Raw genomic sequence first — 13,017 nt, 5'->3', positions numbered from 1 at the left:
CGGTGCATTGCGACCGGGCTGTTTTTGCAACGGGGCTTCGGCACCGCACGGGGAGACTACAAAATGATCGTCGTAGACGACATCCATAAACATTTCGGCGGGTTCCACGCCGTGGACGGGGCCAATCTGACCATTGGCAAAGGCACGATCACCGGTTTGATCGGCCCGAACGGTGCTGGCAAAACGACGCTATTCAACGTGATCGCGGGGGTGCTCAAACCGACCTCGGGGCGCGTGACGATGGACGGCGAGGATATCACCGGCCTGCCCCCCCATACGCTGTTTCACAAAGGGCTACTGCGGACCTTCCAGATCGCGCATGAATTTTCATCGATGACCTGCCGCGAGAACCTGATGATGGTGCCCGGCGATCAGGCGGGCGAGACGCTATGGAACACGTGGTTCGGGCGCAAGCGCATCGCCGATCAGGAACGCGCCTTGCGCGCCAAAGCCGACGAGGTGCTTGAGTTTCTGACGGTGGAACATCTGGCCGAGCAGAAAGCGGGTCAGATCTCCGGCGGTCAGAAAAAGCTGCTGGAACTGGGGCGCACCATGATGGTCGACGCCAAGATCGTGTTCCTTGACGAGGTCGGGGCCGGTGTGAACCGCACGCTGCTCAATACCATCGGTGATGCGATCATCCGTCTGAACAAGGAACGCGGCTATACCTTTGTCGTGATCGAACACGACATGGATTTCATCGGCCGTCTGTGTGATCCGGTGATCTGTATGGCCGAGGGCAAGGTTCTCGCTCAAGGCACCCTGCCCGAGATCAAGGCCAACGAACAGGTGATCGAGGCCTATCTGGGCACCGGGCTCAAGAACAAGGCCGTGTCTGCATGAGACGGATGGCCACCGCATTGACGCTCTGCGCGGGATTTGCCCTGCCGCAGGCCGCTGCGGCCTGTGCGCAGCTGTCGGCGCAGGTCTGGATGTGCGATCGGGGCACCCCGTGGGAAGAAGCAACCTGGGACACGGTCGGCGACGGCTCCACCCGCTATCTTGGCGAGGTGATCCTGAACTTCACCCAAGAATGGCCCGGGTACGACATCGCCGACGGCACCTCGACGCTGGAAGAGCAATACGAGACCTATAGCGCCTGGATCGCGGCGGATGGCGGCCCTGCCCCCGAGGTGCTGAAGGTCGACCGGATCGACACCCCGATGGGCACGACCCTGCGCCACCTGCAATATGACGAGATCGAAGGCGACCGCACCATGAGCGCGGTCATGTTGTCGGATGTCGGATCAGCGCGGATTATGCTGTATCTCGATACCACCGACACAATGCCTTTGGATGAAATGGACAAGATGTCCTTTGAGGTGGCCATGATGCTGCGCGACACATGTGCGGATGAGATATCCTGCGCCGCGCCCATCCCTGCGGCAGCCCTGGACACCGAATGAAAGAGAACGACATGAGCAACCCATACGGCGACCGGGGCAATAAGGACCTGTCGATCGCGAACCCCAAAGGGCAAGGCACCGCGCAGCCGGTCAAAGGGGGCGGCAAAAGCCACCCCGCGCCGGGGGGCCCCTTCCTGATCGGCGACACGATGACGGGCGGTTATGGCAAGGGCCCCGATATCCTGCACGGCTGCACCATCGCCGTCGAAAAGGGTGAGATCGCAGTCATCGTCGGCCCCAATGGCGCGGGCAAATCCACGGCGATGAAGGCGGTCTTTGGCATGCTCGACGTGCGCCAGGGCCATGTGCGGCTGGACGGCGAAGACATCACCTCGCTGTCGCCGCAGGACCGTGTGGCCAAGGGGATGGGGTTCGTGCCGCAGACCTCGAACATCTTTACCTCGATGACAGTGGAAGAAAACCTCGAGATGGGGGCGTTCATCCGCCGCGATGATTTCCGTGATACGATGGCGCAGGTCTATGACCTTTTTCCGATCCTCAAGGAAAAGCGCTATCAGGCCGCGGGCGAACTGTCGGGCGGGCAACGCCAGCAGGTCGCTGTGGGCCGCGCGCTGATGACGCAGCCGAAGGTGCTGATGCTGGACGAACCCACCGCTGGCGTGTCCCCCATCGTGATGGACGAACTGTTCGACCGCATCATCGAGGTCGCGCGGACCGGTATCCCGATCCTGATGGTGGAACAGAACGCCCGCCAAGCGCTGGAGATTGCGGATAAGGGCTATGTGCTGGTGCAAGGGGCCAATGCCTTTACCGGCACGGGCAAAGAGCTTTTGGAAGACCCCGAAGTTCGCAAATCCTTTCTGGGGGGTTAAGCGATGCGATGGACCCTTCCGATGGCCCTATTGGCAACCACGGTGCCAGCCTTGGCGCAAGACAGCGTTGCCACAACCGCAGCCGCTACGGCCCCCGCAGAGCCCTTCCAGCAGACGATTGCGATCGCCTGCCGCTTTACGTGGGAATGTGTGGAGAACGAGCCCTGCACCGAGACAGAGTTCACCCCCGACATCACCGGCAACGCAGGCGGCGCCTCTGCCGATGCGCTGACGGTTCAATCACAAATGGTCAGCGACGCCGAAACCGTCGACATGACCGGCACGAAACAGGTCAAGGCGCTGTCCCTGACGGGGGGTGGGTTTGATGCCCGCCACCTGCTGAGCATCGCCACCGACGGGGCCTCCCGTTATACCGTGCATTACGCTGATGGGCCGATTGTCATCAGCTATCTAGGGACATGCAAATAATGGATTTACTCAACGCTTTCATCGCCTTGGCCAACTATGTGCTGGTTCCGGGCATCGCCTACGGGTCGCAGCTGGCGCTTGGTGCGCTTGGGGTGACGCTGGTCTATGGCATCTTGCGGTTCTCGAACTTTGCCCATGGCGACACGATGGCGCTTGGCGCGATGTCCGCCGTGCTGATCACCTGGGGTTTCCAGTCGCTGGGGCTGAGCCTGGGGGTCTTACCGACTGCCCTGCTGGCGCTGCCATTCGCGATCATCATCACCATCGGGCTGCTGCTTGGCACGGACAAGCTGGTCTATAGTTTCTACCGCGAAAAGAAGGCCAAGCCGGTGATCTTTGTCATCGTCTCGCTGGGGGTGACATTCGTCTATAACGGCATCACCCGCTTCATCATCGGCGCAGAGGATCAACGGTTTCTGGATGGCGAACGCTTCATCGTCTCGGCCCGTGACTTCAAAGAGATGACGGGGCTTGAGGAAGGTCTGGCGATCAAAACAACCCAAGGGCTGACCGTGGTGACGGCTGTCATCGTGGTTGCCGCACTGTTCTGGTTCCTGAACAAGACACGCTCGGGCAAATCCATGCGCGCCTACTCTGACAACGAGGATCTGGCGCTGCTGTCGGGCATCAATCCTGAACGCGTGGTCATGATCACCTGGATCATTGTGGCCTGTCTGGCGACTACCGCAGGCGTGCTTTACGGGTTGGACAAGTCCTTTAAACCCTTCACCTATTTCCAACTACTGCTACCGATCTTTGCCGCCGCGATCGTGGGCGGTCTTGGCAGCCCGATCGGTGCCATCGCGGGGGGCTTTGTTATCGCATTCTCCGAGGTGACGATCACCTATGCGTGGAAAAAGGTCTTTGGCTACCTCGCACCCGAGGGGATGGCCCCCGACGGCTTGGTGCAGCTTTTGTCCACCGACTATAAATTCGCCGTCAGCTTCGTGATCTTGTTGATCGTGCTGCTGTTCAAACCCACAGGTCTGTTCAAGGGGCAATCGGTATGAATGAGACACTGAAAAACACCGCTCTTTTCGCCATTGTCGCGCTGCTGATCGTACTGACCGGGCTGGCGCAAAGCTGGAACGCGGCGCTGCTGATCATTGCGATGGGGCTGATCTCCAGCATCATGGCACTTGGCGTGAACCTGCAATGGGGCTTTGCGGGGCTGTTCAACGTGGGCATCATGGGGTTTGTCGCCCTTGGCGGTCTGGCCGCTGTGCTGATCGGCATGCCACCCACGCAAGGCGCTTGGTCCGCGGGGGGCTGGGGGATCCTCACCGCCCTGCTGATGGGGGCCGCGACGATCATTCTGGCGGTTCAGGTGATGAAACGCATGGCCAAGGGATGGCTGCGCACGCTGGTTGTTCTGGTGGTGCTGGTGGCAGGGTTTTTCATCTTCCGCGCCCTGCTCGACCCGTCTGTAAGCGCGGTCGAGGCCGTGAACCCCGCGACCACCGGCTATCTTGGCGGGCTTGGCCTGCCGGTGATCATCGCCTGGCCCGTGGGTGGGCTGTTTGCAGCCGGAGCGGCCTGGCTGATCGGGAAAACCGCGCTTGGGTTGCGGTCTGATTACCTTGCGATCGCGACCCTGGGCATCGCCGAGATCATCATCGCCGTGCTCAAGAACGAAGACTGGCTGTCGCGGGGCGTCAAGAACGTCATCGGCATCCCGCGCCCCGTCCCCTATGAGATCGACCTGCAAAATAACGCGGGCTTTGTCGAACAGGCGGCCGGCTTCGGACTGAACCCGGTAGAGGCATCGACGCTTTGGGTGAAATTCCTGTATGTGTGTCTGTTCGCCGTGGTGCTCTTGGTGCTGATGTGGCTAAGCCAGCGGGCGCTGAATTCGCCCTGGGGCCGCATGCTGCGCGCGATCCGCGACAACGAGGTCGCGGCCGAAGCCATGGGTAAGGACGTGACCGCACGGCACTTGCAGGTGTTCATTCTCGGCTCTGCCATCTGCGGGATTGCCGGCGCGATGATGACCACGCTGGACAGCCAGTTGACGCCCGGATCCTACCAGCCGCTGCGCTTCACCTTCCTGATCTGGGTCATGGTGATCGTTGGCGGGTCCGGCAACAATCTGGGGGCCGTGCTGGGGGGCTTTTTGATGTGGTACCTTTGGGTGATGGTTGAACCCATGGGGCTGTGGCTGATGCAATTGGTCACCGCGGGCATGTCCGACGGCTATTGGCTGAAAGACCACCTGATCGAATCCGCTGCGCATATGCGGCTGATGACGATGGGGGCGGTCTTGCTGCTGGTATTGCGATTCAGCCCGCGCGGGTTGATCCCCGAGAAGTAAAAGAAAAGGCCTTATCCCTTGCGGGATAAGGCCAGCCTTCGGCGAGGATTTAGGACCATTTGGAAGCGCGTTCAGCGTCCTTTGAACAACCCGCCCAAGATTCCGCGCACGATGCGCCGGCCGGTTGTGCCTTTCAACTCCTTGATCACGACACTCGCGATGGCACCGCCAAAGCTGTCGTCGCTTTTGGTCGAGCGTTTCGAGGTCGAGCGCGTGACCCGTTTGCCCGCATAGCGCCGCGCCGCGTTGAATTCGCGCAAGGCGGGGGATGTGTCTTCGGCCTCGGCTTGTTCTTCAGCCTGTGCTGCCTCTTTCGCGGCGTCTTCTGCGCGTTTGGCCAGCATCTCGAACGCGGAGGCGCGATCAAGGCGGGTGTCGTATTTCCCCGCCATCGGGCTTTGCGCCATCAGGGCGGCACGGGTGGCCGGATCGATCGGACCAAGCTGCGAGGATGGGGGCCGGATCAGGGTGCGTTCCACAATGCCGGGGATCCCTTTTTTCTGCAGCATGGAGGTCACCGCCTCGCCCACCCCCACATCGCGGATCGCGTCTTCGGTCTCAAAACGCGGGTTCTCGCGGTAGGTTTCGGCGGCAAGGCGCAGCGCCTTGCGATCACGCGCGGTGAAGGCGCGCAAGGCGTGCTGGATGCGATTGCCCAATTGGCCAAGGATATCTTCGGGCACATCTGCGGGGTTCTGTGTGATGAAATACACGCCCACGCCCTTGGAGCGGATCAGCCGCGCCACCTGTTCAACCTTGTCGACCAGCGCTTTGGGGGCGTCGTCAAACAGCAAATGCGCCTCGTCGAAGAAGAACACCAGTTTGGGTTTATCGGGGTCGCCGATCTCGGGCAGTTCCTCGAAGAGTTCTGACAGCAACCACAGCAGGAAGGTCGCGTAGAGCTTGGGCGAGTGCATCAGCTGGTCGGCTGCGAGGATATTGATAAAACCGCGCCCGTCCGTGTCTGTGCGCATCAGGTCGGTGAGCGCCAGCGCAGGTTCCCCGAAGAGATCAGTCGCGCCTTGGTTTTCCAGCACCAGCAAGCGCCGCTGGATCGCCCCGACCGAGGCCGACGACACATTGCCGTAGCGCAGCGCCAGGGTCGAAGCGTTTTCCCCGATCCAGACCAGCAGCGCCTGCAGATCCTTGAGGTCCAGCAGCGGAAGCCCGTCTTCGTCAGCAACGCGGAAGGCGATGTTGAGGATACCTTCCTGGGCCTCCGTCAGATCGAGAAGCTGCGCCAACAGCAAGGGCCCCATTTCCGAGATTGTCGTCCGCACCGGATGCCCCTGTTTGCCGAACATATCCCAGAAGGTGACCGGAAAGGCGCTGTAGTCGAAATCGTCAAAGCCGATGGTCTGGGCGCGCTCTGAAAAGGGGGTGTGCAGCTTGTGGCTGGCAGAGCCTGCCTGCGCCAGACCTGACAGATCGCCTTTGACGTCGGACAGAAACACCGGAACCCCTGCGGCGGAAAAACCTTCGGCCAGGATTTGCAGCGTGACGGTTTTGCCTGTGCCCGTGGCCCCCGCGACCAATCCATGACGGTTGGCATAGCCGATGTTGAGAAACTGTTTCGTCGCGTAGTCTTCGCCACCGCCGCCGATGAATATATCATTTGTCACGTATTTAATTCCTTTTGGGCCAATAACCTGCAGCCAAAGTGCAGAGCGAGCATACAAAGTTAACCTTTTCACACCATAGTGATTTTGTCGCCGGTCGTGATGTCCTTTTCGTGCTGGCGGCACTTCCTCCCTGTCAGACTTGGCCGCGCCTTCGGGTGCGGCCCTTTTTACGTTTGAGGTCCGTTTTACGCGCTTGAAACCGCTGTGATATTTTATGTTGACGGTGCCCGAATGCTTTCGTAACGTGCTTTCAATAAGTCGGCCAAGTCCGATGGGGAGAACGAAGAACAGGGAAAAGGACGCATCGCGTCCTTTTTTCTATTTCAGCCCCCCGCGCCCGGCCTCTCCCCCGTGAAAACCTGATGAAATAGGCAATATTTTGCCTTAAATCACGATGGTTTCAGCGCTATCGTCCTGACATTGGCATTGGCGCATGGTAGATGGCGTCGAATTTAACTGATTTGGAACGAGCATGAAAAAGTATATCACACTTCTCCCTCTCTGCGCGGCGATGGCTCTGACTATGCCCGTTTCCGGTTACGCACAGACTGCAGCCACGGAAACGCCCGCAGCAACAGACGCCCCGGAAACGGCGCAGCCGACCGCTGAAGCGGCACCCGCGACGGAAGAAAACACCACCACCGGCAGCAGCACCGACGTGCAGTCGCAGCTGAGCCTTGGTGAAGATGCCGACGGGGAGCCGACCCTGGGCAAGCCCTACACCAAAGAGGTGATCGGTGCCTGGGAGATGCGCTGCATCAAGACCGAAGAAGATGTCGACCCCTGCCAGATGTACCAGCTGATGGATGATGGCCAAGGCGCGCCTGTCGCCGAATTCTCGCTGTTCCGCCTGCCAGCGGGCGGCAAGGCGACAGCCGGTGCCACTGTGGTTGTGCCATTGGAAACAGCCCTGCCCTCGCAGCTGACGCTGACCGTCGATGGTGGCAAAGCGCGCCGCTATCCTTTCGCTTTCTGTAACCCCGTTGGTTGCTACGTCCGCATGGGCCTGACCGAAGCCGATGTCGCCGCGTTCAAACGCGGGAAAGAGGCCGTGATCACCATCGTGCCCGCGCTGGCGCCTGACCAGAAGGTCGAACTGTCGCTGTCGCTGGACGGGTTCACCGCAAGCTTCGACAAATCCTCGGTTGTTGAAGACCGGTAAGCAGACGCTTGGCCCTCGGGCCGTTGAGACGACAAAAGCCGCCCCGTTTGACGCGGGCGGCTTTTTCATGGGCGGTGTCGCTGGTAAGATCAGATCGCGCGCAGCGCCAGTACCGCGTTCATGCCGCCAAAGGCAAAGGCGTTGGACAGCGCCACCGTGACCCGCGCATCGCGGGCCACATTGGGCACCACATCCAAGGCGCAGTCGGGGTCGGGCTCTTCGTAGCCGATGGTGGGGGCGATCACCCCGTCGCGCAGGGCCATGATGCAGGCCAAAAGCTCTACCGCGCCGGTGCCGCCGATCAGATGCCCATGCATCGATTTGGTCGAGCTGATCATCAGCCTGTCTGCATGGGTGCCGAACACATCTGCCACCGCCGCACATTCGGTTTTATCATTGGCTGCCGTGCCCGTGCCATGGGCGTTGATATAGCCCACCTCCTCCGGGTTGATCCGGGCGTCGTCCAACGCGCCTTTGATCGCGCGGGCAGCACCCGCCTTGGACGGCATCACAATGTCCGACGCGTCAGAGGACATGGCAAAGCCCGATACTTCGCACAGGATATCAGCCCCGCGGGCGCGGGCGTGGTCATATTCCTCGAACACGAAAATGCCTGCGCCTTCGCCCTGCACCATGCCATTGCGATTGGCCGAGAACGGGCGGCAGGCGTCGCGCGACATCACGCGCAGCCCTTCCCACGCCTTGACCCCGCCAAAGCACATCATGGATTCAGAGCCGCCCGTGACCATCGCCGGTGCCATCCCGCTGCGGATCATCGAAAACGCCTGCGCCATCGCGTGGTTCGAGGATGCGCAGGCGGTGGAAACGGTGAAGGATGGCCCCTTGAGGTGATGCTCCATGCTCACATGGCTGGCGGCGGCGTTGTTCATCAGGCGCGGCACCACAAAGGGATGCACGCGGTTCTTCCCTTCGGCATAGACCGCACGGTAGTTATCGTCCCATGTGCTGACCCCGCCGCCCGCCGTGCCAAGCACCACGCCGGATTTCGCCGATAGCTCTCCCTTGAACTCAAGCCCTGATTGGCGGATCGCCTCCGCCGCGGCGGCAAGGGTGAACTGGGTGAACCGGTCATACAGCGCGATTTTCTGGCGGTTATACTGGCTTTCGCCGTCAAACCCGTGGACCTGACCGCCGATCTTGATCGACAGCCGGTCCACGTCGCGGAAATCAAGCGGCCCGATTCCGCACATCCCGTTGCGCATGGCCGCAAGCGTATCGGGCACGTTCAACCCCAGCGGATTGACCGTGCCCGCCCCCGTAATCACGACACGTTTCACGCGTCAGGCCTGCTCGGCGCGCAGCCGTTCCACCCCTGCGACAATGCTGGCCACGCTAGAGATATCGAACCCCGTGGCATCCGGCTGGTTCGCGTTGAACGGCACCGATACGTCGAATATCTCTTCAATCGCGAAGATGCTTTCGACGATGCCCATGCTGTCGATGCCAAGGCTTTCGAGTGTGCTGTTCATGGTGACATCCGATGGCGTCAGAAACGCTTGATCGGCGATAATGCTGATGACCTGATCTTTGATGTTCATCCTAAGTCTCCGTCAGAACGGGCCATGCCTCGGCCCTAGCTTGTCTCACTGTCTTTGGAGGTGCCCATCTGGGATTTTAACGCCGCCACATCGCGAAGCAAGCGCGGCAAACGGCGCAGCGCTTTGTAGCCTTCGATCTGCTTGCCCATTTCCGTCGCGGGATACCCCAGCAACGACCGGCCCGCGGGCGCGTTGGACAGGATCTTGGTGCCGCCGCCCGCGATCACCCCGTCGCCGATGGTGATATTGTCGCTGACGCCCACCTGACCACCCAGCACGACGTTGTCGCCGATGGTCACGGAACCAGCGATACCGACCTGCCCGCACAGCAGGCAGTTTTTGCCGACCACGACGTTATGCCCCAGATGCACGAGGTTATCGAGCTTGCTGCCGTCGCCAATCGCGGTGTTGCGAATGGTGCCGCTGTCAACCGTGCAGTTCATACCGCATTCCACGTCGTTCCCGATGGTCACACTTCCAAGGGTGTGAATACGGGTCCATTGTTGCGCTTTTGTGTCGCCGCGATCACCAAGGGTCTTGCGGGTCTGTTCCACCGTGCTGGGTTCAGCCGTCACGAACGAAAACCCGTCGCCGCCGATCCGCGCGCCCGGTTGCGCGATGAAATCATCGCCGATGCGCACCCGCGCGCCGATGCTGACATGATCGCGCAGATAGGCGTTCTTACCCAGAACCGCGTCTGTCCCAATGTAGCACTGCGGCCCGATGACAGAACCAGCGCCGATTTTCGCGCCTGCCGCCACAATCGTCAATGGCCCGACAGAGACGTCCTCGGCCAGTTCGGCAGTCTCATCAATAACGGCGGAGGGGTGGATGCCAGCCCCGAACCCCTGCCCCGGATCCATCATGCGGGTCAGTCCCGACATGGCAAAGCGCGGACGGTCCGGCAGGATGGCGGCCTTCAACCCCATCTCTTGCCAATCGGCATCGGGCCAGAGCATGGCCGCGCGGGCCGATCCGTCAGACAGCGATTGTGCGTATTTGGGGCTCATGGCGAGCGCGAGATCGTCGGGGCCCGCGTCTGCCGGCTCTGCCAGTTTGGCAATCGAAATGGAGGTATCGCCGACCGCTGGCAAGCCAAGCGCGTCGGCGATCTGTTGGATGGTGTAGGTCATGTGCGGTCTCCCCTTATCAGGGACGAGTTAACCCTGAACCGCGCCCAATGCCACCCCCGCCTTGCTCAGCGCATCCCAGATACGGCCATCGCGACCATAGATATCGGCGCGATACTGCGTATGGCCGCGCGGTGTGGTGAAGGCGGTGCGGTAGATGATGTGGACCGGCACTTCGGTATCCAGATGGACGAAAGTCTCGCGGCCTGTGGCCAGTTGCCGTTTGAAATAGGCGACAGGATCAGCCGCTTGCGGGGCCAGCAGCGTATAGGCGAAATCAAAAGGATCGGCGAGCCGCACGCAGCCGTGGCTAAAGGCACGAACGTCGCGGTCAAACAGGCTCTTGGAGGGCGTGTCGTGCAGGTAGATGTTGTATTTGTTGGGGAAAATGAACTTCACCAACCCAAGCGCATTGGTCCGCCCCGGCTTTTGGCGCATGCCATATGGGAAGGTACGCGCTGTATAACGGCTAAAGTTCACAGACCCACGGCTGATGATCCGGCCGCGGTTATCGATCAGATCAATATGACCCGCGGCATTGGGGTTGCGCTGCATCGACGGCAGATATTCCTTGGTCACGATCGACCGCGGCACCGTCCACGTCGGGTTGATGACGATATATTCCATCACATCCGAGAATTCAGGAGTCAGCCGGTCCGATTGGTTCGCCCCCACGACCGAGCGTGTCTCGAAGGTGACCTGCCCGTTGTCGACAACGGACGCGGTGAAGGCGGGGATATTGACCAGCACGTGACGTGCGCCGCGTTCCTTGTTCAGCCAGCGTTCACGCTCCATCGCGACGATGACGGATTGCAGCCGCGTCTCGACGCTCTTGTTGATCTCGGCCATGGTGCCGGAGCCAGCGACGCCGTCCTCATTCAGCCCGTGATCTTTTTGAAAGCTGCGCACCGCCTCTTGCAACGTGGCGTCATAGGTCATCACGTTGGACCGTTTCAGATACCCCATCGACATCAATCGGTTGCGCAGCGCGACCACTTGCGTGCCTTGCGCCCCGGGCTTGAGCGAGGATGCAGGCACCGCGGGGCCCCAACCGCCTTGGGTCAGCAAATGCTCCATCCGCAGCTTTTCACGCATCAGGGCGTTATACTCCATCGTCCGCGGGCGCAGATTGCGTAGGAACGGCGTGGGATCGGAAGAAATGAAATCGGTGATATAGGTCTGACGGTCGCGGTATGGCACTTCGCGCACGATGGACGGATCAATGCGCGACGGCACCAGCACACCGGTTTGCAGATCACGGGCGTATTGCAGGAAAACGCGCGTCATCTCGACCTCGGCCAGCCCGCGATCCCGCGGGGTCTGCGCGTTTTTGAGCTTTTCCATCAGCCCTTGGGGGTCATAGCGTGCGACGGGCAGCCCGTGCAAATCAGCCGCGCGGATCGCTGACATAAGAGCGGCACGTCGGGCGCGCTGTGTCTCTGTCGCTTCGGTCCAGATCGGTGCATAGCCGTGGGTCCGGTAGTAGGCGGCGATATCCTCATCCCGCGCGGCGGCTTCGGCAACGGCCTGTTTGAACGCGGTCACCTGCGCAAAAGCGGGTTGCGGCGCGGTAAAGAGTGTCAGAGCTGTGGCAGCAGCCCCCAGAAAACCTGCCATGCGGCGAAATTTCCGCGATTGAATGCTTAAAATACGAGTCATTGATTCCCCCGAAATCGGTGAGCTTTGGATTTCCTAGATAGGCAGGGAACCCTATGCTCTTGTCCAATAACAATGCCCGTGAACTGAAAACTAAGGATAAATTGATGCTTATCGGCATCGCCCCTGTGGCAAAAATGAACAACCAACTAAGGGTTGCGCAAAAATTCGCCTAAATTTGTTGATGGATGGAACCTTTTCGATTCAGCACTTGGTTCAAGAATCGCGCTATGCCATAAATTGTTGCATCTGGGGATCGATGGAAAACTCCGTGTAACATCATGGAACCAAAGGCAGAAGACGGGACATACAATCAATGACTGGTAAGAGCACTTCGGGCATGACCCGGCGCTCCGTATTGGGCGCATTCGCAGCGACGGCCGTAGCAGCGGCACCGACCTTCGCAAACGCAGCAGGATTTTTGCGTGGGGCCGGCGATATTCGTCGCATCAAGATGTATTCCGGCCGGACAGGCGAACGCATCGACATGATCTATTGGATCGAAGGCAACTACATCAAAGATGCCGTATCCGAGCTGAACTATTTCATGCGTGACTGGCGTACCGATGGCGTCAAATCGATGGACTTGCGCACCGTGGACATCATGGCCGCGTCGCATAACCTTCTGGATGTGTCCGAGCCCTATATGCTTCTATCCGGCTACCGCAGCCCGCAGACCAACGCGATGCTGCGTTCCAGATCGCGCGGTGTGGCCAAGAACTCCCTCCATATGCGTGGTCAGGCGGCTGACCTGCGTCTGGCATCGCGTTCGGTGAACCAGATGGCACGCGCGGCGATTGCCTGTAACGGTGGCGGTGTTGGTCGCTATTCCGGTTCTAACTTCGTGCATATGGATTGCGGTCAGGTACGTAACTGGGGCGGCTAAGCGCCAGACGACGATCACGGAAA

At 60.4% G+C, this 13,017-nt stretch carries 13 protein-coding genes; 8 read left to right on the top strand and 5 right to left on the bottom strand.

Annotation, left to right across the window (positions count from 1 at the left end; genetic code table 11):
- The first annotated feature begins 63 nt into the window (after nt 1-63).
- Genes IV89_RS08550 through IV89_RS08525 form a run of 6 tightly spaced genes read left to right on the top strand, consistent with a single transcriptional unit; the run spans nt 64 to nt 4,979 of the window.
- The gene (locus IV89_RS08550; RefSeq protein ID WP_005853630.1) at nt 64-843 is read left to right on the top strand and encodes an ABC transporter ATP-binding protein; all 780 of its coding nucleotides are present in this window, start codon (nt 64-66) and stop codon (nt 841-843) included.
- The gene (locus IV89_RS08545) at nt 840-1,406 is read left to right on the top strand and encodes a hypothetical protein (RefSeq protein ID WP_051577590.1); all 567 of its coding nucleotides are present in this window, start codon (nt 840-842) and stop codon (nt 1,404-1,406) included. Before IV89_RS08550 ends, IV89_RS08545 begins: the two co-directional genes overlap by 4 nt.
- A gap of 11 nt (nt 1,407-1,417) precedes the next feature.
- The gene (locus IV89_RS08540) at nt 1,418-2,239 is read left to right on the top strand and encodes an ABC transporter ATP-binding protein (protein ID WP_081781256.1); all 822 of its coding nucleotides are present in this window, start codon (nt 1,418-1,420) and stop codon (nt 2,237-2,239) included.
- Between the two features lie 21 nt (nt 2,240-2,260).
- Complete coding sequence (locus tag IV89_RS08535) at nt 2,261-2,668, top strand: hypothetical protein (protein ID WP_037944317.1); 408 nt, start codon at nt 2,261-2,263, stop codon at nt 2,666-2,668.
- Nucleotides 2,668-3,678 carry a branched-chain amino acid ABC transporter permease gene (locus IV89_RS08530; RefSeq protein ID WP_037944318.1) on the top strand — a complete coding sequence of 337 codons (1,011 nt, stop codon included), beginning with the start codon at nt 2,668-2,670 and terminating at the stop codon, nt 3,676-3,678. Before IV89_RS08535 ends, IV89_RS08530 begins: the two co-directional genes overlap by 1 nt.
- Nucleotides 3,675-4,979 (top strand): branched-chain amino acid ABC transporter permease, encoded by a 1,305-nt coding sequence (locus IV89_RS08525; RefSeq protein ID WP_005853637.1) that lies wholly within the window; start codon nt 3,675-3,677, stop codon nt 4,977-4,979. The genes IV89_RS08530 and IV89_RS08525 overlap by 4 nt, the downstream gene beginning before the upstream one ends.
- 71 nt (nt 4,980-5,050) lie before the next feature.
- Here the strand turns inward: IV89_RS08525 and IV89_RS08520 are convergent, their stop codons facing one another.
- On the bottom strand, nt 5,051-6,601 hold the full coding sequence (locus tag IV89_RS08520; RefSeq protein WP_037944319.1) for a helicase HerA-like domain-containing protein: 1,551 nt from the start codon (nt 6,599-6,601) through the stop codon (nt 5,051-5,053).
- Between the two features lie 523 nt (nt 6,602-7,124).
- Here IV89_RS08520 and IV89_RS08515 point away from each other — a divergent pair.
- Nucleotides 7,125-7,763: an invasion associated locus B family protein gene (locus tag IV89_RS08515; RefSeq protein ID WP_235183785.1), complete on the top strand. Its 639-nt coding sequence runs from the start codon at nt 7,125-7,127 to the stop codon at nt 7,761-7,763.
- Between the two features lie 89 nt (nt 7,764-7,852).
- On the opposite strand, the gene IV89_RS08510 is transcribed toward IV89_RS08515, so the two are convergent.
- The 4 genes from IV89_RS08510 to IV89_RS08495 are packed head-to-tail and all read right to left on the bottom strand — an operon-like array spanning nt 7,853 to nt 12,069.
- Nucleotides 7,853-9,061: a beta-ketoacyl-[acyl-carrier-protein] synthase family protein gene (locus IV89_RS08510; RefSeq protein ID WP_037944322.1), complete on the bottom strand. Its 1,209-nt coding sequence runs from the start codon at nt 9,059-9,061 to the stop codon at nt 7,853-7,855.
- A gap of 3 nt (nt 9,062-9,064) precedes the next feature.
- Nucleotides 9,065-9,322, bottom strand: a complete 258-nt coding sequence (locus tag IV89_RS08505) for an acyl carrier protein (RefSeq protein WP_037944323.1) — start codon at nt 9,320-9,322, stop codon at nt 9,065-9,067.
- A gap of 35 nt (nt 9,323-9,357) precedes the next feature.
- The gene (gene lpxD / locus IV89_RS08500) at nt 9,358-10,455 is read right to left on the bottom strand and encodes a UDP-3-O-(3-hydroxymyristoyl)glucosamine N-acyltransferase (RefSeq protein WP_037944324.1); all 1,098 of its coding nucleotides are present in this window, start codon (nt 10,453-10,455) and stop codon (nt 9,358-9,360) included.
- Nucleotides 10,456-10,482: 27 nt separating this feature from the next.
- Nucleotides 10,483-12,069: a L,D-transpeptidase family protein gene (locus tag IV89_RS08495; protein WP_005853649.1), complete on the bottom strand. Its 1,587-nt coding sequence runs from the start codon at nt 12,067-12,069 to the stop codon at nt 10,483-10,485.
- A 355-nt stretch (nt 12,070-12,424) separates the two neighbouring features.
- Between IV89_RS08495 and IV89_RS08490 the strand changes: the two genes are divergently transcribed.
- The gene (locus IV89_RS08490) at nt 12,425-12,994 is read left to right on the top strand and encodes a DUF882 domain-containing protein (RefSeq protein ID WP_037944325.1); all 570 of its coding nucleotides are present in this window, start codon (nt 12,425-12,427) and stop codon (nt 12,992-12,994) included.
- Nucleotides 12,995-13,017: the final 23 nt, after the last annotated feature.

Origin of the sequence: Sulfitobacter sp. CB2047 (assembly GCF_000735125.2) — a bacterium.
Lineage (GTDB): Bacteria > Pseudomonadota > Alphaproteobacteria > Rhodobacterales > Rhodobacteraceae > Sulfitobacter > Sulfitobacter pontiacus.
The sequence above is the reverse complement of the archived record's forward strand: the minus strand, read 5'-3'. Positions and strand labels throughout refer to the sequence as shown.

Bases quoted from the DNA above. Each gene is read 5' to 3' on its own strand.
- IV89_RS08550 (WP_005853630.1), top strand. From the start codon at position 64: ATGATCGTCGTAGACGACATCCATAAACATTTCGGCGGGTTCCACGCC.
- IV89_RS08545 (WP_051577590.1), top strand. From the start codon at position 840: ATGAGACGGATGGCCACCGCATTGACGCTCTGCGCGGGATTTGCCCTG.
- IV89_RS08540 (WP_081781256.1), top strand. From the start codon at position 1,418: ATGAGCAACCCATACGGCGACCGGGGCAATAAGGACCTGTCGATCGCG.
- IV89_RS08535 (WP_037944317.1), top strand. From the start codon at position 2,261: ATGGCCCTATTGGCAACCACGGTGCCAGCCTTGGCGCAAGACAGCGTT.
- IV89_RS08530 (WP_037944318.1), top strand. From the start codon at position 2,668: ATGGATTTACTCAACGCTTTCATCGCCTTGGCCAACTATGTGCTGGTT.
- IV89_RS08525 (WP_005853637.1), top strand. From the start codon at position 3,675: ATGAATGAGACACTGAAAAACACCGCTCTTTTCGCCATTGTCGCGCTG.
- IV89_RS08515 (WP_235183785.1), top strand. From the start codon at position 7,125: ATGCCCGTTTCCGGTTACGCACAGACTGCAGCCACGGAAACGCCCGCA.
- IV89_RS08505 (WP_037944323.1), bottom strand. From the start codon at position 9,322: ATGAACATCAAAGATCAGGTCATCAGCATTATCGCCGATCAAGCGTTT.
- lpxD (WP_037944324.1), bottom strand. From the start codon at position 10,455: ATGACCTACACCATCCAACAGATCGCCGACGCGCTTGGCTTGCCAGCG.
- IV89_RS08495 (WP_005853649.1), bottom strand. From the start codon at position 12,069: ATGGCAGGTTTTCTGGGGGCTGCTGCCACAGCTCTGACACTCTTTACC.
- IV89_RS08490 (WP_037944325.1), top strand. From the start codon at position 12,425: ATGACTGGTAAGAGCACTTCGGGCATGACCCGGCGCTCCGTATTGGGC.